This is a genomic window from Stappia sp. 28M-7, from assembly GCF_014252955.1.
In the GTDB taxonomy this organism is placed as follows: Bacteria; Pseudomonadota; Alphaproteobacteria; order Rhizobiales; family Stappiaceae; genus Stappia.
This window is the reverse complement of the sequence record NZ_JACMIA010000001.1, coordinates 4237607-4260605: the sequence shown is the minus strand read 5'-3', so window position 1 is coordinate 4260605 and position 22999 is coordinate 4237607. Positions and strand designations below refer to the sequence as shown.

General features: G+C 65.9%; 18 protein-coding genes. 12 read left to right on the top strand and 6 right to left on the bottom strand.

All coding sequences use genetic code 11. The features are described from left to right. The first annotated feature begins 308 nt into the window (after positions 1-308). Positions 309-3770 (top strand): indolepyruvate ferredoxin oxidoreductase family protein, encoded by a 3462-nt coding sequence (locus tag H7H34_RS19110; RefSeq protein WP_185926121.1) that lies wholly within the window; start codon positions 309-311, stop codon positions 3768-3770. A 471-nt stretch (positions 3771-4241) separates the two neighbouring features. Here H7H34_RS19110 and H7H34_RS19105 read toward each other — a convergent pair whose 3' ends face one another. Next, positions 4242-5012: a response regulator transcription factor gene (locus H7H34_RS19105; protein WP_120269664.1), complete on the bottom strand. Its 771-nt coding sequence runs from the start codon at positions 5010-5012 to the stop codon at positions 4242-4244. Then, the gene (locus tag H7H34_RS19100; RefSeq protein ID WP_185926120.1) at positions 5009-6949 is read right to left on the bottom strand and encodes a hybrid sensor histidine kinase/response regulator; all 1941 of its coding nucleotides are present in this window, start codon (positions 6947-6949) and stop codon (positions 5009-5011) included. Before H7H34_RS19100 ends, H7H34_RS19105 begins: the two co-directional genes overlap by 4 nt. A gap of 265 nt (positions 6950-7214) precedes the next feature. On the opposite strand from H7H34_RS19100, the gene H7H34_RS19095 reads away from it, so the two are divergent. The 8 genes from H7H34_RS19095 to H7H34_RS19060 all read left to right on the top strand — a co-directional run bounded on the left by H7H34_RS19095 (position 7215) and on the right by H7H34_RS19060 (position 16424). Next, on the top strand, positions 7215-9203 hold the full coding sequence (locus tag H7H34_RS19095) for an AMP-binding protein (protein WP_185926119.1): 1989 nt from the start codon (positions 7215-7217) through the stop codon (positions 9201-9203). Beyond that, positions 9200-10021 (top strand): ABC transporter ATP-binding protein, encoded by an 822-nt coding sequence (locus H7H34_RS19090; protein ID WP_120269661.1) that lies wholly within the window; start codon positions 9200-9202, stop codon positions 10019-10021. Before H7H34_RS19095 ends, H7H34_RS19090 begins: the two co-directional genes overlap by 4 nt. A 5-nt stretch (positions 10022-10026) precedes the next feature. Then, the gene (locus H7H34_RS19085) at positions 10027-10980 is read left to right on the top strand and encodes a branched-chain amino acid ABC transporter permease (protein WP_120269763.1); all 954 of its coding nucleotides are present in this window, start codon (positions 10027-10029) and stop codon (positions 10978-10980) included. Between the two features lie 10 nt (positions 10981-10990). Continuing rightward, complete coding sequence (locus H7H34_RS19080; RefSeq protein WP_120269660.1) at positions 10991-12067, top strand: branched-chain amino acid ABC transporter permease; 1077 nt, start codon at positions 10991-10993, stop codon at positions 12065-12067. A 122-nt stretch (positions 12068-12189) separates the two neighbouring features. After that, positions 12190-13512 (top strand): ABC transporter substrate-binding protein, encoded by a 1323-nt coding sequence (locus H7H34_RS19075; protein ID WP_120269659.1) that lies wholly within the window; start codon positions 12190-12192, stop codon positions 13510-13512. Positions 13513-13632: 120 nt separating this feature from the next. Then, on the top strand, positions 13633-14469 hold the full coding sequence (locus H7H34_RS19070; RefSeq protein WP_120269658.1) for an ABC transporter ATP-binding protein: 837 nt from the start codon (positions 13633-13635) through the stop codon (positions 14467-14469). 112 nt (positions 14470-14581) lie between these two features. Then, positions 14582-15823, top strand: a complete 1242-nt coding sequence (locus H7H34_RS19065) for a phenylacetate--CoA ligase family protein (RefSeq protein ID WP_120269657.1) — start codon at positions 14582-14584, stop codon at positions 15821-15823. 148 nt (positions 15824-15971) lie between these two features. Continuing rightward, complete coding sequence (locus H7H34_RS19060) at positions 15972-16424, top strand: response regulator (RefSeq protein ID WP_185926118.1); 453 nt, start codon at positions 15972-15974, stop codon at positions 16422-16424. 25 nt (positions 16425-16449) lie between these two features. Here H7H34_RS19060 and H7H34_RS19055 read toward each other — a convergent pair whose 3' ends face one another. After that, a complete protein-coding gene (locus H7H34_RS19055) occupies positions 16450-16953 on the bottom strand; it encodes a response regulator (protein ID WP_158592722.1) in 504 nt (167 codons plus the stop codon). A 327-nt stretch (positions 16954-17280) separates the two neighbouring features. On the opposite strand from H7H34_RS19055, the gene hemH reads away from it, so the two are divergent. From hemH to H7H34_RS19040, 3 genes are all read left to right on the top strand, one after another. Next, positions 17281-18312 (top strand): ferrochelatase, encoded by a 1032-nt coding sequence (gene hemH, locus H7H34_RS19050; RefSeq protein ID WP_199681344.1) that lies wholly within the window; start codon positions 17281-17283, stop codon positions 18310-18312. A gap of 167 nt (positions 18313-18479) precedes the next feature. Further along, positions 18480-19484 (top strand): SPFH domain-containing protein, encoded by a 1005-nt coding sequence (locus H7H34_RS19045; RefSeq protein WP_120269654.1) that lies wholly within the window; start codon positions 18480-18482, stop codon positions 19482-19484. Next, positions 19481-19939 carry an NfeD family protein gene (locus tag H7H34_RS19040; protein WP_199681296.1) on the top strand — a complete coding sequence of 153 codons (459 nt, stop codon included), beginning with the start codon at positions 19481-19483 and terminating at the stop codon, positions 19937-19939. Before H7H34_RS19045 ends, H7H34_RS19040 begins: the two co-directional genes overlap by 4 nt. 95 nt (positions 19940-20034) lie before the next feature. On the opposite strand, the gene H7H34_RS19035 is transcribed toward H7H34_RS19040, so the two are convergent. The 3 genes from H7H34_RS19035 to H7H34_RS19025 form a co-directional block, all read right to left on the bottom strand. Further along, the gene (locus tag H7H34_RS19035; RefSeq protein WP_120269652.1) at positions 20035-20889 is read right to left on the bottom strand and encodes an OmpA/MotB family protein; all 855 of its coding nucleotides are present in this window, start codon (positions 20887-20889) and stop codon (positions 20035-20037) included. 40 nt (positions 20890-20929) lie between these two features. Then, positions 20930-21697, bottom strand: coding sequence for a motility protein A (locus H7H34_RS19030; protein ID WP_120269651.1), 768 nt, complete (start codon positions 21695-21697; stop codon positions 20930-20932). 157 nt (positions 21698-21854) lie between these two features. Continuing rightward, on the bottom strand, positions 21855-22862 hold the full coding sequence (locus H7H34_RS19025; RefSeq protein WP_120269650.1) for a KpsF/GutQ family sugar-phosphate isomerase: 1008 nt from the start codon (positions 22860-22862) through the stop codon (positions 21855-21857). Positions 22863-22999: the final 137 nt, after the last annotated feature.

The following is a 22999-nucleotide window of genomic DNA, read 5'->3' as shown; positions in this document are numbered from 1 at the left end:
CCGTTCCGGCCCGCTTCCCCATATGACGATGGGCGTTTGCTTAGCAGCTTTGCGCCCATTGCAAAAGCAATGCTGCATGGGTTGCAGGCAAAATCGCCTTGCCGGCATCGCGCCGACAATCTGCGGTGCGGACGTTGCGGCAAGTTCTGTTGCAGGTGCGAAATGACCGGCGAAAGGGTGTGGAACAGCCGCCTGCGAGAGAGGATTGATCCGATCGGGTTGCGGATTTCATTTGACGGCACCGGGGGTTGGGAAAGAACCTTGGCGCAGCGGGCGCGCGTGAGAGCGCTCGCAGGGAGGGAGTTCACATGGCACGCAATACGGTCTCGCTCGACGACAAGTTCGACCTTTCGAGGGAGCGCATCTTCATCTCCGGCACCCAGGCGCTGATCCGTCTGGTGCTGATGCAGAAGGAGCGGGACCGCCGCGCCGGGCTCAACACCGGCGGTTATGTCACCGGCTATCGCGGTTCGCCGCTCGGTGCGCTCGACCAGCAGTTCCAGAAGGCCGCGCGGCTGCTTGCCCCGCAGGACGTCGTGTTCTCGCCGGCGATCAACGAGGACCTGGCCGCTACCGCACTGTGGGGCACCCAGCAGGCGGAAATGCGCGGCGAGGGTCGCTACGACGGTGTCTTCGGCATCTGGTACGGCAAGGGGCCGGGCGTCGACCGCTCGGGCGATGCCTTTCGCCACGCCAATCTCGCAGGCACCTCGCGCCATGGCGGCGTCCTGGCGCTGATGGGCGACGATCACACTTGCGAGAGCTCCACCACGGCCCACCAGTCGGAATTCGCGCTGGTCGATGCGATGATGCCGATCCTCAATCCTGCCGGCGCCCAGGAGATCCTCGATTTCGGCCTCTACGGCTGGGCCCTGTCGCGCTATGCCGGCATCTGGGCCGGCCTGAAGCTGGTCAAGGACAATGTCGAATCGACCGCGACCATCGACGGGCGGCTCGACCGGGTCCTGCCGGTGCTTCCCGACTTTCCCTTCCCGCCGGATGGCGTGCACATTCGCCCTTCCGATCATCCCCTGGTGCAGGAAGCGCGCCTGCACGAAGTCAAGCTGCCGGCGGCCAAGGCCTTCATCGCCGCCAATCCGCTGGACAAGGTGGTGCTGTCGGGCGGCCGCCGGCCCGTTGTCGGCATCGTCTCCACCGGCAAGAGCTATCTCGACGTGCTGGAAGCGCTGGACCTGCTCGGCATCGACGAGGTGGCGGCCGCGGATCTCGGCGTTTCCTTCCTCAAGATCGGCTGCCCCTGGCCGCTGTCGCCGGGCCGTCTGCGCGATTTCGCGCAGCGCCTCGAATTGCTGATCGTGGTGGAGGAAAAGCGCGGGCTGATCGAGCCGCAGGTCAAGGAAATCCTCTACGGCATGACCGACGCCCCGGCGGTAATCGGCAAGGCCGATGAGGAAGGAGCCGTGCTGTTCCGAGCGCCCGGCGCGCTGGAGCCGATCCAGATCGCCCGCGAGATCGGCCGCCGGGTGGCGCGGCGGCGCGCCTCCGATGCGCTCTCCGCCCGTCTTGCGGATCTGGAGGAGCGGTTCCTGCGCCTTGCCGCGACGCGGGACGTTGCCGTGCGCAGCCCGTATTTCTGCGCCGGCTGTCCGCACAATTCCTCGACCCGCGTTCCCGAGGGCAGCCGCGCCTATGCGGGCATCGGCTGCCACTACATGGTCCAGTGGATGGACCGGAACACGGAAGGCTACACCCAGATGGGCGGTGAGGGTGCCAACTGGGTCGGCGAAGCGCATTTCTCGCGCACCGGCCACGTCTTCCAGAATCTCGGCGACGGTACTTACAACCACTCGGGCGCGCTGGCGATCCGCGCAGCCAAGGCGGCCGGCGTCAACATCACCTACAAGATCCTCTACAACGATGCGGTGGCGATGACCGGTGGCCAGTCCCATGACGGCGGCCTGCGCGTCGACGAGATCGCCCGGCAGGTCGCGGCGGAAGGTGCGCGGCGGGTCGTCATCGTCACCGACGAGCCGGGCAAATATCCCCCGGCGACCGCCTGGCCGTCCGGCACCGCAATCCATCACCGCGACGAGCTGATCGAGGTGGAGCGCGAGCTTGCCGGCGAGCCGGGGCTCACCGTTCTCATCTACGACCAGACCTGCGCCGCCGAGAAGCGGCGCCGGCGCAAGCGCGGCCTCTTCCCCGATCCGGACGAGCGGGTGGTGGTGAACGAGCTGGTCTGCGAGGGCTGCGGCGATTGCGGCGTGCAGTCCAACTGCGTCGCCATCCAGCCGGTAGAGACCGAGTGGGGGCGCAAGCGGACGATCGACCAGTCGTCCTGCAACAAGGACTTCTCCTGCGTGAAGGGCTTCTGCCCGTCCTTCGTCAGCGTGCGCGGGGGGGTGCTGAAGGGCCGTGCGGTGATGCCGCCGGCGGCACCGCAGGTCGCCGAGCCGCAGATCGCTCCGCTCACCGGCATGCATTCGGTGATGATCACCGGCGTCGGCGGCACCGGCGTCGTCACCATCGGCGCGGTGATCGGCATGGCCGCCCATCTCGACGGGCTCGGCTGCGGCATCATCGACATGGCCGGCCTTGCCCAGAAGGGCGGGGCGGTGATCAGCCATCTGAAGCTGGCGCCGCGGCCCGAGGAAATCTCGGCGATCCGCGTCGGCCCCGGCTCGGCGGATCTGGTGCTCGGTTGCGATATCGTCGTTGCCGGCTCGGCCAAGATCCTCTCGGCGATGACGCCGGGACGGAGCTTCGCGGTGATCAACACCCACGAGACCCTGCCGGGCGACTTTGCCCGCAATCCCGACTTCAGCCTTCCCGGCCGGCGCCTGGTGGCGGCGCTCAGTGAGGCGGCAGGGCCTGACCGCGCCCGCTTCATCGATGCGACGGAGCTTGCCACCGAACTCTTCGGCGATGCCATCGCCGCCAACATGTTCCTGCTCGGCTTCGGCTGGCAGCTCGGTGCCTTGCCGCTCACCCGCGAGGCTCTGGAAGAGGCGATCCGCCTCAACAAGGTGTCGGTGGAGATGAACCTGTCCGCCTTTGCCTGGGGCCGGGTCGCGGCGGTGGATCCGGAGGCGGTGGTGCGGGCGGTAAAGTCGCGTCCCGACCAACTCGAGCACCGGCGCTTGTCGGAAAGCGTCGAGGAGATGGTCGCGCGCCGTGCCGCCTTCCTCACCGACTACCAGGACGCGGCCTATGCGGCGCGCTACAGCGAGCGCGTCGCGCGCCTGTCGCAGGCGGCAAGCCGTCTCGGCGCGTCCGGCGAGGAAATCCGCGAAACGGTGGCGCGCGAGCTCTTCCGCCTGATGGCGATCAAGGACGAATACGAGGTCGCCCGCCTGTTCACCGGCGAGAGTTTCGCACGCCAGCTGTCGGAGACGTTCGAGAGCTTCAAGAAGCTGGAGTTCCATCTCGCCCCGCCGCTGCTGTCGCGCACCGACAAGCGGACCGGGCGTCCGGCCAAGCGCCGTTTCGGCCCCTGGATGATGCCGCTCTTCCGCCTGCTTGCCCGCATGAAGGGCCTGCGCGGCGGTACGTTCGATGTGTTCGGGCGTACGCAGGAACGGCAGCGCGAACGCCGGCTGCGCGACGAGTATGAGCGGATCGTCGACGAGGTGGCGGGTGCGCTCGATGCCGGCAACGCGGCTGCGGCGCAGGCACTGCTCGCCTTCCCGCGCTCGATCCGCGGCTTCGGCCCGGTCCGGGAAGCCTCGATGCACGAGGCGGAGGCGCGGCTGCCCGAGTTGCTTGCGGCGTTCCGCGAGGGGCGCAGTGCCCGGCTTGCGGCGGAGTAGGTAGCGCGGTCACACCGGTTTCGGCACTTTTCTCGAAAAAGAATCAGCTCACGGCCGCCTTTCGGCGGCCGTGTTCGTTTCCGGTTGTGCTTTGCCGCGCAGGCAACGGCTCTGCCCTTCTGCAAGGCACGCGGAACGATCTGATATCGCGCGTCTTTCGCGGGCTCCAGGATTTGCATGCCTCTTGGCATAAATAATCTTTTGTTTCGCTAATAAATCTTATGGTTGCGATGAGTTGTGGGTAATCTATTTGAATATTTATTGATTCGAATATAGATTTGTTTTTTATCGATTAAGGGGATTTTGAAATGAAGACGATGTATTTGCTGGTTTGCGTTCTGATGAGTGTTGCGTTTGCAACGGTCAGCGCCAGCGCCCATGGCGGTGGATGTCGCAAGGACAGCCCGCGCGGGCAGTGTTGCCACGCCGGTTCCCAGCCTTATCACTGTCACTGAGGCAAATGATCCGGCCCTATCCGGAGACCCAGTCAACCTGTGCGGTCAGCATGTAGCCTGAGCCGTAGACGGTCCGGATGAGGGTCGGCGTGTCGGGGCGGGTCAGCTTCTTGCGGATCCGTGAGATGCGCACGTCGATGGCCCGGTCGAGCGTGTCGTCGCGCCCGCCGTGTTCCAGAAGATAGTCGCGGCTGAGCACCCGGCGGGGGGCTTTCAGCAAAGCTGTCAGGATCGCCGCTTCGCCGGTCGACAGGAACGTCTCCTCGCCGTCCGGATCGACGAGGCGGTGGCTTTGCGGCTCGAACCGCCAGTTCTCGAAACGAGCGAATTCCCGGGGCACCCGTTCGCCGCTCTCGCTGCTGCCCGTTGCCGCCGCCGGTGCGGCGCGGCGCAGGAGGGAGCGTACCCGGGCGACGATTTCGCGCGGGTCGAACGGCTTCACCACATAATCGTCGGCGCCGAATTCCAGCCCCATGATCCGGTCGGAGGCATGGGCGCGGGCGGAGAGCACGAGAATCGGCACGGGCCCGCGCGCGCGCACCCGGTTGATCATCTCCATCCCGTCCATGTCGGGCAGGCCGAGGTCGAGGATGATCGCGGCGGGCATGCGCTGGCCGATGCCGATCAGGGCCGCGTCGGCCGTCGCGAAGACTTCCGTGCGGAACCGGTAGGTGGAGAGCGTATCGGCCAGCAGGGCGCGGATGTCGGCTTCGTCCTCGATGATGAAGACGAGCGGGTCCGCGCCGGCGGCGGCGTCTCCACCCTGGATGGGGTCGGGATGGTTCATGAAGCAAGTATCTCGTTCATGGTCCGGGCGAGCAGGCGGCTGGAAAAGGGTTTTGGCAGCACAGGGCAGTCCGGTGACTGGGCCTCAAGCGTCGGCCCCTGACGGTAACCGGTCATCAGCGCCACCGGAAGACCCGGCCGCCGTTTTCTTAGCTCGGCAACAAGCGCGATGCCGTTGGTCTGGCCCGGCATGACGATGTCGCTGAGCACCGCACGGATGTCCTCGACGTCGCGCACAAGGTCCAGCGCGTCGTCCGTGCTGCCGGTCACCAGCACCGAATAGCCGAGGGCGCAGAGCTGGTCGCGCACCACGTCGGCGACGTCGGTGTCGTCGTCCACCACCAGCACCAGTTCGCCGTTGCCGTCGGCGGCGGGCTCGCCGTCTGCGTTGTCGTGTTGGCCCGGCTCGGCGTCGATCACCGGAAAGGCGAGGCGGATCACCGTTCCTTCTCCCGGGGTGCTGTCGATCAGGATGCCGCCGCCGCTGCGCCGCACGCAGCCATAGACGGTCGGCAGGCCGAGGCCGCTGCCCGTTCCGAAAGGCTTGGTTGAAAAGAACGGGTCAAAGGCCTGGCGGCGCACCTCCTCGCTCATGCCCTCGCCGTTGTCCCGTACCTCCAGCAACGCATGGGCGCCGGGCATGACGCCGAACCGGTCGGCCTCCGCCCGGTTGAGATCGGCGCAGGTGAGCGAGATGGAAATGGTCCCGCCCGAGGGCATCGCATCGCGGGCATTGAGCACCAGGTTGACCAGCGCATTCTCGAACTCCGCCGGGTCGATGCGCACGATAGCGTCGCATGCGGCAAGGTCGAGCACCAGCTCCACCGATTTCGGCAGGGAGCCGGCAAGCAGTCCTTCCACATTCGCCGTCAGCGGGGCGAGCCGCAGCGGCCGCACGTCGGAAGCATCGCCTCTGGCGAAGGCCAGGAGGCGCCGGGTCAGGTCGGCGCCGCGCTGGGCGGCCTGGTGGATTGGATCGAGATGCATGGCAAGGTCGGGCATCGCCGGGAGGTCGACCTTGCGCCTCAGCGCCAGCACGTTGCCGATGATGATCGTCAGCAGGTTGTTGAAGTCGTGCGCCAGCCCGCCGGTCAGCTGGCCGACCGCCTCCATGCGCTGGGCCTGGGCCAGGGCCGCCTCGCTGCGCTTCTGCTCGGTCGCATCCAGCGACAGCACGAAGCAGCCGAGCACCCGCCCGTCCAGCGTACGGTCGGGGATGAGGGTGGAGCGCATATGCGCGACGACGCCGGTCGGCCGGGTGCGCGAATATTCATAGGAAACCGCCTGGCCCTGGAAGGCCTTCTCGATATGCGGCTCGAGCCGGGCATAAAGGTCGGGGCCGAGAATGTCGCCCACATGCCGGCCGGCGATGGATTCCACCGTCTGGTCGAACCACTTGGCATAGCGGCGGTTGGCGAAGCGGTAGATCGGGCCGGGGCTGATATAGGCAACGAGTGCGGGGATGTTTTCCGTGACGAGGCGCAGCCAGTCCTCGCTCTGGCGCAGCTGGTGCGTGCGCTCGGCGACGGTGCGCTCCAGCGAGGCCTGGTGCTGCCGCTCGCGGGTGATGTCGGTATAGGTGGTGACGAAGCCGCCCTCGGGCAGGGGCGCGCCGGTCACCATCACCACCTGACCGTCGGGGCGTACCCGCTCGAAGGTGTGCGGCTCGAACAGCTTTGCCCGCTCGACCCGGCGCGCGACGATGTCGCCGACATCGCCTGGGCCGTATTCGCCGCGTGCCGCGTTCACCTCGAGAAAGGCGGACAGATGCGTGCCGCGACGGGCCAGGTGCCAGGGAAACTCCAGCATCGAGAACAGCTGACGGTTCCAGGCAACGAGGCGCAGGTCCGCGTCGAAGACGGAGAACCCCTGGTTGATGTGATCGAGCGCCGCCTGCAACAGGTCGAGCCGCTCGCGATACAGGTCGCGGCGTGTCATGGGGCGAGTTTATCCAGCGCTTGGCCGCTGTCGATATCGTCTCTCGTCGATACTGGGTCTTCCTCGCCCCTGAAACAATTCGTTGCATTTGGCACATACTGGCGCAACGCTGGGGCCCTAGCGTTGCCTTTAAGCGGAAATCCGCGTCAACCCGTGCCGAGTCTCCAACAAGAGAGAAGGGGTTGTCGCCGCTGAGACCACTTGCGTCTTGGCAACGCTGAAACGAACGACCCCGAAAACGGGGCGTCCAGAGGGGAAGAAACGCATGGCAGGGTCGCCCGTCGTCGAGCGCCTCGACGAGGACACCTTTCCGAAAATTCTTCTGCGCAATGCCCGTGTCTTCGCGGACCGGCCATCCATGCGCGAGAAGGATCTCGGAATCTGGCAGACTTGGACCTGGTCGCAGGTGCTGGAGGAAATCCGCTCCTTTTCGATCGGTCTGCAGGACGCCGGCTTCAAGCCGGGAGACAGGATCGCCATCGTCGGCGCCAACCGTCCGCGGCTCTACTGGTCGATGGTCGCGGCGCAGTCGCTCGGCGGCGTGCCGGTCCCGCTCTATTCGGACTCAGTTGCCGAAGAGATGGCCTATGTCCTGGAGCACGCGGAGGTTCGCTTCGCCTGTGTCGAGGACCAGGAGCAGGTCGACAAGCTTCTCTCCATGTCGGAGCAGCTGCCGAGGCTCGAGCACATCGTCTACGACGATCCGCGGGGCCTGCGCGACTACGACCACACCCGGCTCCACTCCTTCGAGCAGCTGCAGGTGAACGGCCGCGCCGCGCTTGCCGAGGACGGCGCGCGCGAAAAGGCCTGGCTCGAGGGCATCGCCGCGACGAAGGGCGCCGACCTTGCGGTCATGCTCTACACCTCCGGCACCACCGGCCGGCCGAAGGGCGTGATGCTGTCCTTCGACAACCTCGTCATCTCGGCGCGCAACGGCAACGCCTTCGACAAGCTGAACGAGACCGAGGAGACCATCGCCTACCTGCCGATGGCCTGGATCGGCGACCACGTGTTCTCGCTCGCCCAGGCCTATCTCGCCGGCTATTGCGTCAATTGCCCGGAAAATCTCGAAACGGTGCTGTCGGACCGGCGCGAGATCGCCCCGACCTATTTCTTCGCCCCGCCGCGCGTCTTCGAGGGCCTTTTGACCCTCATCATGGTCCGCATGGAAGATGCCGGCCGGCTCAAGAAGAAGATGTTCGACAGCTTCATGGCGCTGGCGCGCCGGGTCGGCGAGCCGATCCTCAACGGCGAGAAGGTGTCGCTGGTCGACCGTCTGCTCTACCAGCTCGGCGAATTCATGGTCTACGGACCGTTGAAGAACCAGATGGGCTTTACCCGTCTGCGCGTCGGCTACACTGCCGGCGAGGCGATCGGCCCGGAGATCTTCCGCTTCTACCGCTCGCTCGGCCTCAACCTGAAGCAGCTCTACGGCCAGACCGAAGCCAGCGTCTACATCACCATGCAGCCGGACGGCGAGATTTTCGGCGACACGGTCGGCATGCCGGCGCCGGACGTCGAGATCAAGATCGCCGAGAACGGCGAGGTGCTCTACCGCTCGCCGGGCGTCTTCGTCGGCTACTACAAGAACGAGGAGGCCACCCGCACCACCAAGACCGAGGACGGCTGGGTGCTGACGGGCGATGCGGGCTTCATCGCCGACAACGGCCATCTCAAGATCATCGACCGTGCCAAGGACGTGGGCAAGCTCACCGACGGCTCGCTGTTCGCGCCGAAATACATCGAGAACAAGCTGAAGTTCTATCCCAACGTGAAGGAGGTCGTGGCCTTCGGTGACGGCCGCGATTTCTGCGGCGTCTTCGTCAATATCGACCTGACCGCCGTGGGATCGTGGGCCGAGCGCAACAACGTCAACTATGCCTCCTACCAGGAGCTGGCGGCGCATCCGCAGGTCTACGAGATGGTTCGCAGCCATGTCGACGAGGTGAACCGCGATCTTGCGAACGAGCCGATGATGGCGGGCGCGCAGATCAAGCGCTTCCTGGTGCTGCACAAGGAGCTCGACGCCGACGATGGCGAGCTGACGCGCACGCAGAAGGTCCGCCGCTCCTTCATCGCCGACCGCTACGCCCCGCTCATCGAGGCGCTCTACGACGGTTCCACCAACAAGCATGTGCGCACCGAGGTCACCTTCGAGGATGGCCGGAAGGGCGCGATCGAGGCCACCGTCGAGATCCGCGACATGCAGACCTATCCGGCCGCAAGCAGCGGCCTCAGGGAGGCGGCAGAATGAACGCCTTTGTCGACCCCGCCGGCATGGCCGGGCATTCCGGCCTGACCAAGGGCGAAGTCCTTCTGCGCGTCGACAACGTTTCGTTGTCCTTCGGCGGCGTGAAGGCGATCACCAACATCTCCTTCGACATCCTCAAGGGTGAGGTGAGGGCGATCATCGGGCCGAACGGTGCCGGCAAGACCTCGATGCTCAACGTCATCAACGGCTTCTACCATCCCCAGGAGGGGACGATCACCTGGCGCGGCCAGGTCCGGCGGAAGATGAAGCCCTACGAGGCGGCGAGCCACGGCATTGCCCGCACGTTCCAGAACGTGGCGCTGTTCAAGGGCATGACCACGCTCGACAACATCATGACCGGCCGCGGCCTGAAGATGAACAAGAACTTCTTCTGGCAGTGCCTGCACTGGGGGCCGGCGCTGAACGAGGAGATCGAGCATCGCCGCAAGGTCGAGGAGATCATCGACTTCCTCGAGATCCAGGCGATCCGCAAGACGCCGGTGGGCCGGCTGCCCTACGGCCTGCAAAAGCGGGTGGAGCTGGCCCGGGCCTTGGCCATGGAGCCCGAACTGCTGCTGCTCGACGAGCCGATGGCGGGCATGAACCTTGAGGAGAAGGAGGACATGAGCCGCTTCATCCTCGACGTGAACCAGCAGTTCGGCACGACGATTGCGCTGATCGAGCACGACATGGGCGTGGTCATGGACCTGTCCGACCGCGTCGTGGTGCTCGACTACGGCCGCAAGATCGCCGACGGGCCTCCGGAGGAGGTGCAGTCGAACCAGGATGTGATCGACGCGTATCTCGGGGTTCCGCACTAATGGACATGCTCTACAACATCCTCATCGACCCCTTCGTGCAGATGGTCGACGCGCCGGACTTCCTGATCCAGGTGGTCTGGGAAGGTTTCGTCGCCGGTGTGCTCTACGCCCTGATCGCGCTCGGTTTCGTGCTGATCTACAAGGCCTCGGGCGTCTTCAACTTCGCGCAAGGCATCATGGTCGTGTTCGCGGGCCTGTCTCTGGTCGGCCTGCACGAGAAGGGGGTGCCGGCCTGGCTGGCGCTGATCCTGGCAATCGGCATCATGGCGATCCTCGCCGTGTGCATCGAAAAGTTCGTCATGCGGCCGCTGGTCGGCCAGCCGGACATCATCCTGCTGATGGCGACCATTGGCATGACCTACTTCCTGATCGGCCTCGGCGAAGTGATCTTCGGCGGCGAGCCGAAGCAGATGATCACCTCCGAACTCGGCCTGCCAACGGGCTCGACGGCCTTCGAGATGGGCGAGCGCGGCCTGGTGATCCTCCAGCATATCGACATCGCCGCAGCGGTCATCGCGCTGCTGATGGTCGGCGGGCTCGCGCTCTTCTTCAACCGCACCCGTATCGGCCGCGCCCTGCGCGCGGTGGCCGACGACCACACGGCGGCCCTGTCGGTGGGCATCTCGCTCAACCAGATCTGGGCGATCGTCTGGTTCGCCGCCGGCATCGTCGCGCTGGCCACCGGCATCATGTGGGGCGCGCGCTCCGACGTGTCCTTCGCACTGGAGATCGTGGCGCTGAAGGCGCTGCCGGTGCTGATCCTCGGCGGTTTCACCTCCATCCCGGGCGCCATCATCGGCGGGCTGATCATCGGTATCGGCGAGAAGGTCGGCGAGATCTACTGGGGCGGCCTCGTGGGAGGCGGCATCGAAAGCTGGCTTGCCTATGTCATCGCGCTGATCTTCCTGCTGTTCCGACCGCAGGGCCTGTTCGGCGAAAAGATCATCGAGCGGATTTGAGGAGCCAGCCATGTTCTATCGTGAAGCCGGCCAGTACAAGACGACCTATGCCGCCGATCAGCAGATCTTCCCGATCCGCCAGGACCGTATCGGCATTGCCGTCATTCTCGTGGTTGCCCTACTGCTGCCGCTGGCGGCGAGCGAGTTCACGCTCTCGGCCATCGCCATTCCCTTCCTGGTCCTGGCGCTCGCCACGATCGGCCTCAACATCCTGACGGGTTACGCCGGCCAGCTGTCGCTGGGCACCGGTGCCTTCATGGGGGTGGGCGCCTACAGCTGCTACAAGCTGGTGACGATCTTCCCGGATGTGAACGTCATCGTCCACATCCTGCTGTCGGGCATCTTTGCCGCGGCCGCGGGCGTGGTCTTCGGCCTGCCGTCGCTGCGCATCAAGGGCCTGTACCTCGCCGTGACGACGCTTGCCGCGCAGTTCTTCCTCGAGTGGTGCTTCATCCGCATCCCGTGGCTGTACAATTACAACTCGTCGGGCGCGATCGAGGTGCCGGGCCGCGAGGTCTTCGGCACGCTGATCACCGGCCCGGCGGCCAGCGGCACGGCCCGTTACTACGTGGTGCTGGCCATCGTCGTGGTGATGACCCTGCTCATCAAGAACGTGATCCGCGGCCGCATCGGCCGGCAGTGGATGATGATCCGCGACATGGACATCGCCGCCGAACTGATGGGCGTGCGCCCGCTCATCGCCAAGCTCTCGGCCTTTGCGGTGTCGTCCTATGTGTGCGGCGTCGCCGGCGCGATGTTCGTGTTCTTCTATCTCGGCGCCTCCGAGCCTGCGGTGTTCTCGATCACCCTGTCGTTCCAGGTGCTGTTCATGGCGATCATCGGCGGCCTCGGCTCGCTGGTGGGGTCCTTCTTCGGCGCGGCGTTCATCTGGATCCTTCCGATCCTGCTGCGTGTCGGCCTGCCGGCTCTTGGCGTCGATGTCGCCGCCGAGACCGTGTTCCAGGTCGCCCAGATGGTCATCGGCGCGCTCATCATCTTCTTCCTGATCGTCGAACCGCACGGGCTGGCCCGGCTGTGGGCGATCGGCAAGGAGAAGCTCAGGGTCTGGCCGTTCCCGTACGCGTGATCAGGGAGGATCCGCGTGGGAGGGGCGACCCTTGTATGCCATCGGGGCGCGAGCCGGACCCGGTCCAAATGGCGAGGCTCCACTGGCAAGGCTCCGCAAGGGGCACGTATGGGAGGAAAGACATGCGAATGAAAACTCTCCTGGCGGGATCGGTCCTGTTGGGCCTGGCGGCGTCCTTCGCCGCCCCGGCTCTCGCCGAGGACTCCGTCTACATCCAGCTTCCGACCTACCGGACCGGCCCTTATGCCGGCTCGGGGATCCACATCGCCAACGGCATGTCCGACTACCTGGCGATGATCAACGAGCGCGACGGCGGCGTGAACGGTGTCAAGATCGCCTTCGACGAGTGCGAGACCGGCTATGACACGCAGAAGGGCGTGGAGTGCTACGAGCAGGCCAAGGCGAAGAACACGCTGGTGTTCAACCCCTGGTCGACGGGCATTACCCTGCAGGTGATCCCCAAGTCGTCGGTCGACAAGATCCCGGTCCTGTCGATGGCCTATGGCCTGTCCGCCGCGGCCGATGGCAACACCTTCCCGTGGGTGTTCAATCCGCCGGACACGTACTGGGACGGCCTGTCGGCGATCATCAAGTATATCGGCGAGCAGGAAGGGGGCATGGAAGGCCTCAAGGGCAAGAAGATCGGCTACATCTTCCTTGACGCCGGCTACGGCCGCGAGCCGATCCCGCTGCTCGAGAACCTTGCCCAGAAGTACGGCTTCGAGGTGCTGCAGTACCCGGTCCCGGGCAAGGAGATGCAGAACCAGTCGTCGCAGTGGCTGTCCATCCGCCGCGATCGTCCCGACTATGTCGTGATGTGGGGCTGGGGCGCCATGAACCCGACCGCCATCAAGGAAGCGGTGAAGAACCGGTTCGACATGTCGAAGTTCATCGGCGTGTGGTGGGCCGGCGGCGATGAGGACGCACGGGCCGGCGGCGCGGGCGCCAAGGGCTACAAGTCCGTCAGCTTCAACAATGTCGGTGCCGACTACCCGGCGCTGCAGGACATCAAGAAGCTGGTCGTGGATGCGGGCAAGTCGAGCACCCCGGCGAGCACGGTGGGCGAGAACCTCTACAACCGCGGCGTCGTCAACGCGGTCTACATGGTCGAGGCGATCCGCACCGCGCAGGAGATGACCGGCAAGAAGGTGATCAACGCCGAGGACATGCGCGTCGGCCTTGAGAACCTGAAGATCGACGAGGCACGTCTGGAGGCCATCGGCCTGAAGGGCATGATCGCGCCGATCGAGATCACCTGCGCCAACCACTCCGGTCACCACTCGCTGTTCATCCAGGAATGGGATGGCGAGAAGTGGACCCCGGCGACCGACTGGTTCTCGCCGATGACCGAAGAGGTCACGCCGATCCTGATGCAGGCCTCGAAGGACTACGCGACGTCGAACGCCCCGTGGCCGACGCGTGAGGACGCCTGCCCGGCCAACTGAGCCAGGCAGTCTCGAGAAACATCCGGTCCGCGGCGAGGCTGCGGACCGGCACTAGATCCGCCGGCCCGCGCCTCATTCGCCCGGACCGGACCGCCCAACGCCTAGCGCCGGAAGAGTGACATGGACGCCAATGCACGGCAGACCGAGACGTCCGCTTCGACCATCCTCGCTGTGAACAACATCGAGGTGATCTACAACCACGTCATCCTGGTGCTGAAGGGCGTTTCGCTGACCGTGCCGGAAGGCGGCATCGTCGCCCTGCTGGGCGCCAACGGCGCCGGCAAGACCACGACGCTGAAGGCCGTGTCGAACCTTCTGCAGGCCGAACGCGGCGACGTGACCAAGGGCAACATCGTCTTCAAGGGCGAGCAGGTGCAGGCGTTGTCGCCGAGCGACCTGGTGCGCCGCGGCTGCATCCAGGTCATGGAAGGCCGCCACTGCTTCGGCCACCTGACCATCGAGGAGAACCTTCTGACCGGCGCCTTCACCCGGCGCGACGGCGATGCCGCCGTCAAGGCGAGCCTCGAGAAGGTCTATGCCTATTTCCCGCGCCTGCGCGAGCGGCGCAGCAGCCAGGCCGGCTACACGTCCGGCGGCGAGCAGCAGATGTGCGCCATCGGCCGCGCGTTGATGAGCAAGCCGAACATGATCCTGCTCGACGAGCCGTCCATGGGCCTTGCCCCGCAGCTCGTCGAGGAGATCTTCGAGATCGTCAAGGAGCTCAACGAGAAGGAGGGCGTGTCCTTCCTGCTTGCCGAGCAGAACACCAACGTCGCCCTGCGCTACGCCACCTACGGCTACATCATGGAATCGGGCCGCATCGTGCTCGACGGCGCCGCCAAGGCGCTGCGCGAGAACGAGGACGTGAAGGAATTCTACCTTGGCGTCGGCGGCGAGGGGCGCAAGTCGTTCCGGAACGTGAAGCACTACAAGCGCCGCAAGCGCTGGCTCGCCTGAGCCGGCACCGCGTCCAGTCAAAGCAGCAGGCCGAAGCGGGGCGGACAGCCCGGCGACGGAGACGCGAAAGGTCCATCCTTTCGCCCGGCCAGGAATTCACGAGGAGCGCGACATGAGCGCAGAGCATTTCGACAACCTGGAGATCCGCGAGCCGGGTGAACGGGACGCCGATCTCTTCGCGCGGCTTCCCGCCCATGTGGCCGATGCGATGGCGAAGGCGCCCGGCTGGGCCAGCCACCTTGAGGGATACGACCCGGCCTCGCTCGTCGACCGGGCAGCGCTCGCCCGTCTGCCGGTGCTGCGCAAGCCGGATCTGATGGCAGCCCAGGCGCAGACCCCGCCCTTCGGCGGCTTCGCCACCGCGCCGCTGTCGGCCATGGGGCGCATCTTCATGTCGCCCGGTCCGATCTGGGAGCCGCAGGGGGGCGAGGCGGATCCCTGGTCGGCGGCGCGCGCCTTCTTTGCCGCCGGCTTTCGGGCGGGCGACATCGTCCACAACGCTCTGTCCTACCACCTGACGCCGGGCGGCTTCATTCTCGATCACGGCGCGCGGGCCCTCGGCTGCGCGGTGTTTCCCGCCGGCGTCGGCAATACCGAGATGCAGGTCGAGGCCATCGCCACCCTGCGTCCGAGCGGATATGCCGGCACGCCCGACTATCTGAAGATCCTCCTCGACAAGGCGGCGGAACTCGGCCGCGATGCCTCATCGCTGCGGCGGGGGCTGGTGTCCGGCGGCGCGCTGTTCCCCAGCCTGCGGGCGGAATACCGTGAGCGCGGCATCGAGGTGCTGCAGGCCTATGCGACGGCCGATGCCGGCGTCATCGCCTACGAGGCGGCCGCCGACCAGGGCATGATTGTCAACGAGGACGTGATCGTCGAGATCGTTCGTCCGGGCTCCGGGGTGCCGGTGCCGGAGGGCGAGGTCGGCGAGGTCGTGATCACCAATTTCAACCGGGCCTATCCGTTGATCCGGTTCGGCACGGGCGACCTGTCGGCCGTGCTGCCGGGCCGCTCTCCGTGCGGGCGCACCAACATGCGGCTCAAGGGCTGGATGGGCCGCGCCGACCAGCGCACCAAGATCAAGGGCATGTTCGTCGATCCCAAGCAGATTTCCGAACTGCTCGGCCGGCATCCTGAGATCACCCGCGCCCGGCTCATCGTCGAGCGGCAGGCGGAGCAGGACGTGATGCGTCTGGCCTACGAGGCCGAAACGCATGGCGACGGCCTCGATCAGGCGATTTCCGCCACCTTGCGCGAGGTGACCAAGCTGTCGGGCCGGGTCGAGCGGGTGCTGCCCGGCGCCCTGCCGAACGACGGCAAGGTGATCGCCGACGAGCGCAACTACGAAGCCTGAGCAAGCCCTGGCGACGGCGGCCTCCCGTCTGCCGGCGTCCTCGCCCCTTGCGCAGTTGCAACGCCCTGGCCTATGCAAGAGGACCCCGGTTGTGCGGGACCCGATGGCGATGGCCGGCGGACGGCCTCAGGTGCGGACGAGCGATACCATGCAGGATGAAGCGGAGAAGGCTGCCGACGGCGCTTTCGTGTTGCTGGTCGAGGACGATCCGGACGACGTCGTCATCATCCGTCAGTCGCTGAAGGCGTCCAGCGTGCCTGTCCGCCTTGAAGTCGCCTCGGACGGCGCCGAGGCGCTCGACCATCTCAACCGCGCTGCGGCGGCCGGTTCTGCCGCGCCGGACCTCATTCTGCTCGACCTCAACCTGCCGGTGATGACGGGAACGGAGTTTCTCGGCAAGCTGCGCCAGCATGCCCGGCTCAGCGCGGTCCCGGTCTGCGTCTTCACCACGGCCGATGATCCGGTGACGATTCGCCGGGCCTATGCGGCCGGCGCCAATGCCGTCGTCACCAAGGCCGACAGCCTTGCCGGCATGAGCGAGGTCCTGCACACGATCGTCGAATTCTGGTTCCGCGTCGCCGAGCGTTATCGCGGCGAGTGAGCGCCTTCCTTACAAGACCGCAAGCCTAGAGATAGACGATCTCGTAGAGGTCGTCGTCCGCGGCAGGGCCCGGCTCCGCGATGGCAGCGGGATCGGGCAGCGCGGCCGGCTTCGCGTCGGGTCTTGCAGCGGGCAATGCCCGGTCGATGGGGCGCCCCAACGCGGCGTCGAGATGCGATTTCAGGATCTGCAGCGAGAACGGCTTCACCACCACCGACTGGGCGCCGAGCGTTGCCGCCCTTTGCAGCAAGACAAGATCGACATGCGCGCTGATGATGATCGCCGGGGTGGACGCGGTCACGGAATTGTCGTGCGCACGCAGCTTGGTCAGGAACTCCGCGCCGTCCTGGCGCGGCATGCGCCAGTCGATCAGCATGACGTCGAAGCGGTGCAGCTTCAGGAGCTGCTCCGCCTCCATGCCATCGGCTGCCTCGGTGACGGCATGGAAACCGAGGTCCTTCAGCATGCCGCGCAGCAGCCGGCGGGTGAATGCGCTGTCCTCCACGAGGAGGATCTTCTCGTTCTTCACTGAAATTCGTCCCGGTGGCGGCGTGCAGGCGCGCTTCCTGCAACCGGAAGCAACGGCCAAGCCTTGGTAATATCGACAATTTTGACGATCTGTTTTGAAAGGACCGTTAACAGCGCCCAAGTCCGGAGCAATTGCCCGCCTGCGTCAGCCTGTCGCGCATTCGGGTGAACCCTCTTCGACTTGGCTGCGTAGAAACGACTAGGATATGGACGACCCGGCTTTTGCGCCTTATGTGCCGCTCAGCCGGACCGGAATGTGATCGGGAGCCAGATGGACAGCATGAGCGTGATCGACAGCGACAGCGAGCGGGAAACGAGGCGTCGCGAGATGGGCAAGGTGCAGCTGCCGGCCGGACATCCCGGCGTCAAGGCGGGCAAGATCGGCGTTCTCATCGTCAATCTCGGTACGCCCGACGGCACCGACTTCCGCTCCATGCGCCGGTATCTGAAGGAATTCCTGACGGACAAGCGGGTCATCGAGTGGCCCAAGGCGCTGTGGTACCCGATCCTTTTCGGCATCGTCCTCAACACCCGGCCGAAGAAATCCGGCAAGGCCTATGACGAGATCTGGAACCGGGAACTCGACGAATCGCCGCTGCGCACGATCACCCGCTCGCAGTCGGACAAGCTCGCCGCCGCCATGGCCGGTATCGACGACCGCATCGTCGTCGACTGGGCGATGCGCTACGGCCAGCCGTCGATCCCGGACCGGCTGGCGAAGCTGCGCGAGCAGGGCTGCGACCGTCTGCTGGTCTTCCCGCTCTATCCGCAATATTCGGCCTCGACCACGGCGACGGTGAACGATGTTGTGTTCCGCGAGCTGTTGAAGCTGCGCTGGCAGCCGGCGCTGCGCACCGTGCCGCCCTATCACGACGATCCGGTCTATATCGACGCGCTGGCCAGCTCCATCGAGAAGACGCTTGCCGGCCTCGACTTCGAGCCGGAGACGGTGATCGCCTCCTATCACGGCATTCCGCAGTCCTACTTCCGCAAGGGCGATCCCTATCACTGCCATTGCCACAAGACGACGCGGCTTCTGCGCGAGCGGCTCGGCTGGTCGGAGGACAAGCTGAAGATCACCTTCCAGTCGCGCTTCGGTCCCGAGGAATGGCTGCAGCCCTACACGGACAAGACCGTGGAGGCGATGGCCAAGGCCGGCACCCGCAACATTGCGGTGATGAATCCGGGCTTCGTCGCCGACTGCCTTGAAACTCTGGAAGAAATCGCCGGAGAGGCGGGGGAGATCTTCCACGAGAATGGCGGCGACAACTTCGCGCATATCCCGTGCCTCAACGACAGCGACGACGGCATGAACGTCATCCAGACCCTGGTGCGGCGCGAGTTGTCCGGCTGGATCTGAGCCGTTTGCCGCGTCCTCGGGGCGCTCTTCTTCACCATTGCATGCCGCTTGCGCTTGCAGATCGCGGCTCGCCGGGTACATGTAGCGGCGGGCCGTCCGGTTGCGCGCGACCGGCCTGCAATCCGTTCCGCCGCACGGCAGTGCGGCCTTGGTGAAGGTGACGCAAGATGCTCGAAGGCCTTTTTGGTTTCGATATCCTCGTTCTGGTTCTGCTCGTCCTGCTGGTCCTTGTTGTCCTGGCAGGCGTCAAGACCGTACCGCAGGGCTACAACTACACCGTCGAGCGCTTCGGCCGGTATCGCAAGACGCTGACCCCGGGCCTCAACATCATCGTCCCCTTCGTCGACCGCGTCGGCCATCAGATCAACATGATGGAGCAGGTGCTCGACGTTCCGACGCAGGAAGTGATCACCCGCGACAATGCCACGGTGAGCGCCGACGGCGTCACCTTCTACCAGGTGCTCGATGCGGCGCGCGCCGCCTACGAGGTCTCGGGCCTGGAGAATGCGATCCTGAACCTGACCATGACCAACATCCGTTCGGTCATGGGGTCGATGGATCTCGACGAACTGCTGTCCAACCGCGACGAGATCAACGCCCGCCTGCTGCGGGTGGTGGATGCGGCCGCCTCTCCCTGGGGCATCAAGATGACCCGCATCGAGATCAAGGACATCAACCCGCCGCGCGACCTCGTCGAGGCGATGGGCCGTCAGATGAAGGCGGAGCGCGAGAAGCGCGCCTCGATCCTGGAAGCGGAGGGCAAGCGGGCCTCGGAAATCCTGCAGGCGGAAGGCGAGAAGCAGTCGCTGATCCTGGAGGCGGAAGGCCGGCGCGAGGCCGCGTTCCGCGATGCGGAGGCGCGGGAACGCTCCGCCGAGGCCGAGGCCAACGCGACCCGCATGGTCAGCGAGGCGATCGCCGCCGGCGACATGCAGGCGATCAACTATTTCGTCGCCAACAAATATGTCGAGGCGCTCGGCCAGTTCGCCCGCTCTCCGAACCAGAAGCTCCTGATCCTGCCGACCGAGACCACCGCCATCCTCGGCTCGCTCTCGGGCATCGCCGAGATCGCCAAGGAGGCGTTCGGCCCGGGCGGCGGGTCGTCGCGGCCGCGCGGCAGCGTGCCCACGACCAGCGGTCCGTCGCGTGACGGCAGCGAGCCGCGGGGATGACCATGATCGAGCGTCTGGTGATGGAGCTGGGCCCGTGGATCTGGTGGATCGGCGGTCTGCTCCTGCTCGGCCTCGAGGTTCTGGCGCCGGGCACGTTCTTCCTGTGGTTCGGCCTTGCCGCCATCGTCGTCGGCACGCTGGCGATCCTGGTCGAAATGCCCTGGCAGCTGGAAATCGTGCTGTTCGGGCTGCTGTCGGTGATCGCCGTGGTTGTCGGGCGCCTCTACATGCGCCGGCAGGGCAGCGAGGGCGATGAGGCCGGGCTCAACCAGCGCGGGGCGCGCATGGTGGGTCGCGAATTCGTGCTGGCCGCGCCGATCTCCGGCGGGCAGGGCTCGGTCCGGTTCGACGACAGCGTCTGGCGGGTGAGCGGGCCCGATTGCCCGGCCGGCACGCGCATCCGTGTCGTCGGGGTCGATGGCAGCACGCTGGTGGTGACGCCCGTCGAGGGCTGAGAGCTCAATTCAAGGGGCGCAGAAGCGCAAAAATGCGAGAGGGCCGGGATTTGTTTCCCGGCCCTTCGTCGTTTGGTTTAGGAGCTGCCCGTCCCTTACGGATTGTGGCCGAGCGGGATCGGCGGTTCCTCGCGCATCAGCAAGATGCCGATGCGGCGGTTGGCGGCAAGATAAGGGTCGTTGGGGAACAGCGGTTCGCTGTCGGCCTTGCCGACGACACCGTAAAACCGGTCGGCGGGCACGCCGTATTCGGTCAGAATCTGGCGCGCGGCATTGGCGCGATCGGCCGAAAGCTCCCAGTTGGTGTAGCTGGGGTTCAGCGCGATGCCGCCCGAGGTGGTGTGGCCGGTGATCTGGATGCGGTTCGGCATCCGGCCGATGACCGGGGCCATCTTCGACAGCAGGCGGCGGGTCAGCTCATACGGGTATTTCGAGCCTTCCGGGAACATCGAGCGGCCGTCCTGGTCGACGAGGCTGATGTTCAGGCCTTCATCGGTCTCCTCCAGGATGATGTTGGAGGAGATTTCGGTGATGTCTGGCATTTCCTGCCAGGCCTGGCGCAGGGAGGCCGCGGCGGTGGCGAACTGGCGCGGATGCTCGATGTCCGACTTGCGCACATCGTGGGTATTGGCTTCCGGCCCCTGCTTGCGGCGTTGCTCGTGCCGCTCCTGCGAGAAATCGGAATCCACCTCTTCGGGAACCTGACTGACGTCCTTCATGTAGTCGCGGACGGGGATGCCCTCGACCTCGATGATGCCGGTGCGCCGGGACGTTTCCTTGACGCCGAAGGCCTCGCGCATCGAGCCGGCGACGATCTGCAGTTTCTGCTTGTCCTGGATCGAGAAGGAGATGATCAGCACGAAGAAGCAGACGAGCAGGGACATCAGGTCGGCGAAGGTGACCAGCCATTCCGGGGCGCCGCCGCCGCCTGCGTTCTTTTTTCTGGCCATGGTGCGCCGGTCTCCGTCGCGTGATGTGTCGTGCCGGGTGTCAGGCGGCTTCCGCGAACTCGGCGCGGGCCTTTTCCGGCAGATAGGCGATCAGCATGTCTCGGATCAGGGCCGGGCTCTTGTTCTCGCGGATCTGCAGGATGCCGTCGATGACGAGGGTCTGGTTGACCTCTTCGGTCTCGAATTTCGAATCGAGCTTGTCGACCAGCGGCAGGCAGACGACGTTGGCGATCAGGGCGCCGTAGAGCGTCGTCAGCAGCGCGATGGCCATCGACGGGCCAATGGTGGAGGGATCGTCCATGGTCGCGAGCATCTGCACCAGGCCGACCAGGGTGCCGATCATGCCGAAGGCCGGCGCGGAATCGCCGAGCGCCTTGAACACCTTGCGCCCTTCCTGCAGGCGGTCGAGATAGAGGTCGCGGTCGCGCTCCATCGCGTCCTTGATGAACTCTCCCTCATAGCCATCGGCGATGTACTGCACGCCCTTGGCCAGGGTCGGATCGCTCACCTCGACATTTTCCAGGCCCAGCGGGCCGGACTTGCGGACGATGTCGGCAAGCGTGCTGATCTCCTCGATCAGGTCGCGCGGGCTCGACTTCTTGTGGGTGAAGGCGACCTTGCCTCCGACCACGAAGGCGCCGCCGATTCCGGCGAGCGGGAAGCGCACCAGGGTCGCGGCGAAACCGCCGCCGATGACGATCAGAATGGAGGGAACGTCAATGAACTGGGTGAGGTTGCCGCCCAGCATGATGGCGATGAGGACGACCACAAATGCTGCAACGATGCCGATGATCGAACCGAGATCCATGCCGTGCCACTCTCCGAACAAACCTGTGGTCCGGTCGCGGACCTGGAGGTGATCATAGGCAGGGCGTGGCTAATCAATCCCTAAAGGGGCGAGGGGAAATTTGCTGCGCAATCGGAAAAAACCACGAGGGCAACCCTCGCTTTGCGTGAAGAATGCCTCAGGCGACGCCATGCCGGAGCAGATCGTGCAGATGGATGATGCCGACCGGACGCCCGTCCTCGACGACGAAAACCGCCGTGATCGAGGTGCGGTTGAGGAACTCCATTGCCGAGGCCAGCAGCATGTCGCCGGGAATGGTCTTCGGCGCGCGGGTCATGACGTCGCCGGCGGTCTTGTCGAGGAAATCGTGGCTGAGATGGCGGCGCAGGTCGCCATCGGTGATGATGCCGACCAACTGTCCGGCCTCGTCGACGATGCCGAGCACGCCGAAGCCCTTCTGCGTGATCAGGACGATGGCGTCGCGCATGGTGGTCGCCGGGGTGGCGAGCGGCAGTTTCTCGCCGCCATGCATCACGTCGCGGGCATGCAGCAGGCTGGCACCGAGCCGGCCGCCGGGGTGATAGACCTTGAAATCCTGGGCGGTGAAGCCGCGCGCTTCCAGCAGCGCGATGGCCAGCGCGTCGCCGGTCGCCATCTGCAGGATCGTCGAGGTGGTCGGCGCCAGGCCGTGCGGGCAAGCCTCCTCGACCTTGGGCAGCGCCAGCACGATGTCGGCGGCAGTGCCAAGAGCGCTCTCGGAGCGCGAGGTGATGGCGACGAGCGGCACCTTGAAGCGGCGCGTATAGGCGATGGTCGCGGCCAGTTCCTGCGTCTCGCCGGACCAGGACAGCGCCAGCACCACGTCATTGTCGGTGATCATGCCGAGATCGCCGTGGCTGGCCTCGGTCGCATGCACGAAGGAGGCGGGCGTACCGGTGGAGGCGAGCGTCGCGGCGATCTTGGCGCCGACATGGCCGCTCTTGCCGACGCCGGTGACGATCACCCGGCCGCGCGCCGAGGCGATGGTCGCGACCGCGCGGGCGAAAGGCTCGGACAGGCCGTTGCCGAGCGCGGCCTTCAGGATCGCAAGGCCTGCCGCCTCGGTCTCGATCGTCCGCAGGGCAGAGGCGCAGGCGTCCTGTCCGCTGCTTGCGGAGGAGGTGTCGAGGGCAACAGGTGCGGTCATGGGGCGGGTCCGGCCGTATCGATGTTCGGTTGCGCCCGTCTTACCCCCCAGCCGGGGGCTTTCGCAAGGGCGGCGGACGGAGCGCCGGCAAGGCTTGCGCAACGCTCCGTTAACCTTAACAGACCATTATCGTGGCC

Coding starts and splice junctions, on each gene's coding strand:
- H7H34_RS19080 (WP_120269660.1), top strand. CDS start 10,991: ATGTTCTATCGTGAAGCCGGCCAGTACAAGACGACCTATGCCGCCGAT.
- H7H34_RS19070 (WP_120269658.1), top strand. CDS start 13,633: ATGGACGCCAATGCACGGCAGACCGAGACGTCCGCTTCGACCATCCTC.
- H7H34_RS19085 (WP_120269763.1), top strand. CDS start 10,027: ATGCTCTACAACATCCTCATCGACCCCTTCGTGCAGATGGTCGACGCG.
- H7H34_RS19060 (WP_185926118.1), top strand. CDS start 15,972: ATGCAGGATGAAGCGGAGAAGGCTGCCGACGGCGCTTTCGTGTTGCTG.
- H7H34_RS19065 (WP_120269657.1), top strand. CDS start 14,582: ATGAGCGCAGAGCATTTCGACAACCTGGAGATCCGCGAGCCGGGTGAA.
- H7H34_RS19045 (WP_120269654.1), top strand. CDS start 18,480: ATGCTCGAAGGCCTTTTTGGTTTCGATATCCTCGTTCTGGTTCTGCTC.
- H7H34_RS19035 (WP_120269652.1), bottom strand. CDS start 20,889: ATGGCCAGAAAAAAGAACGCAGGCGGCGGCGGCGCCCCGGAATGGCTG.
- H7H34_RS19090 (WP_120269661.1), top strand. CDS start 9,200: ATGAACGCCTTTGTCGACCCCGCCGGCATGGCCGGGCATTCCGGCCTG.
- H7H34_RS19025 (WP_120269650.1), bottom strand. CDS start 22,862: ATGACCGCACCTGTTGCCCTCGACACCTCCTCCGCAAGCAGCGGACAG.
- hemH (WP_199681344.1), top strand. CDS start 17,281: ATGGGCAAGGTGCAGCTGCCGGCCGGACATCCCGGCGTCAAGGCGGGC.
- H7H34_RS19075 (WP_120269659.1), top strand. CDS start 12,190: ATGCGAATGAAAACTCTCCTGGCGGGATCGGTCCTGTTGGGCCTGGCG.
- H7H34_RS19105 (WP_120269664.1), bottom strand. CDS start 5,012: ATGAACCATCCCGACCCCATCCAGGGTGGAGACGCCGCCGCCGGCGCG.
- H7H34_RS19100 (WP_185926120.1), bottom strand. CDS start 6,949: ATGACACGCCGCGACCTGTATCGCGAGCGGCTCGACCTGTTGCAGGCG.
- H7H34_RS19040 (WP_199681296.1), top strand. CDS start 19,481: ATGACCATGATCGAGCGTCTGGTGATGGAGCTGGGCCCGTGGATCTGG.
- H7H34_RS19110 (WP_185926121.1), top strand. CDS start 309: ATGGCACGCAATACGGTCTCGCTCGACGACAAGTTCGACCTTTCGAGG.
- H7H34_RS19095 (WP_185926119.1), top strand. CDS start 7,215: ATGGCAGGGTCGCCCGTCGTCGAGCGCCTCGACGAGGACACCTTTCCG.
- H7H34_RS19030 (WP_120269651.1), bottom strand. CDS start 21,697: ATGGATCTCGGTTCGATCATCGGCATCGTTGCAGCATTTGTGGTCGTC.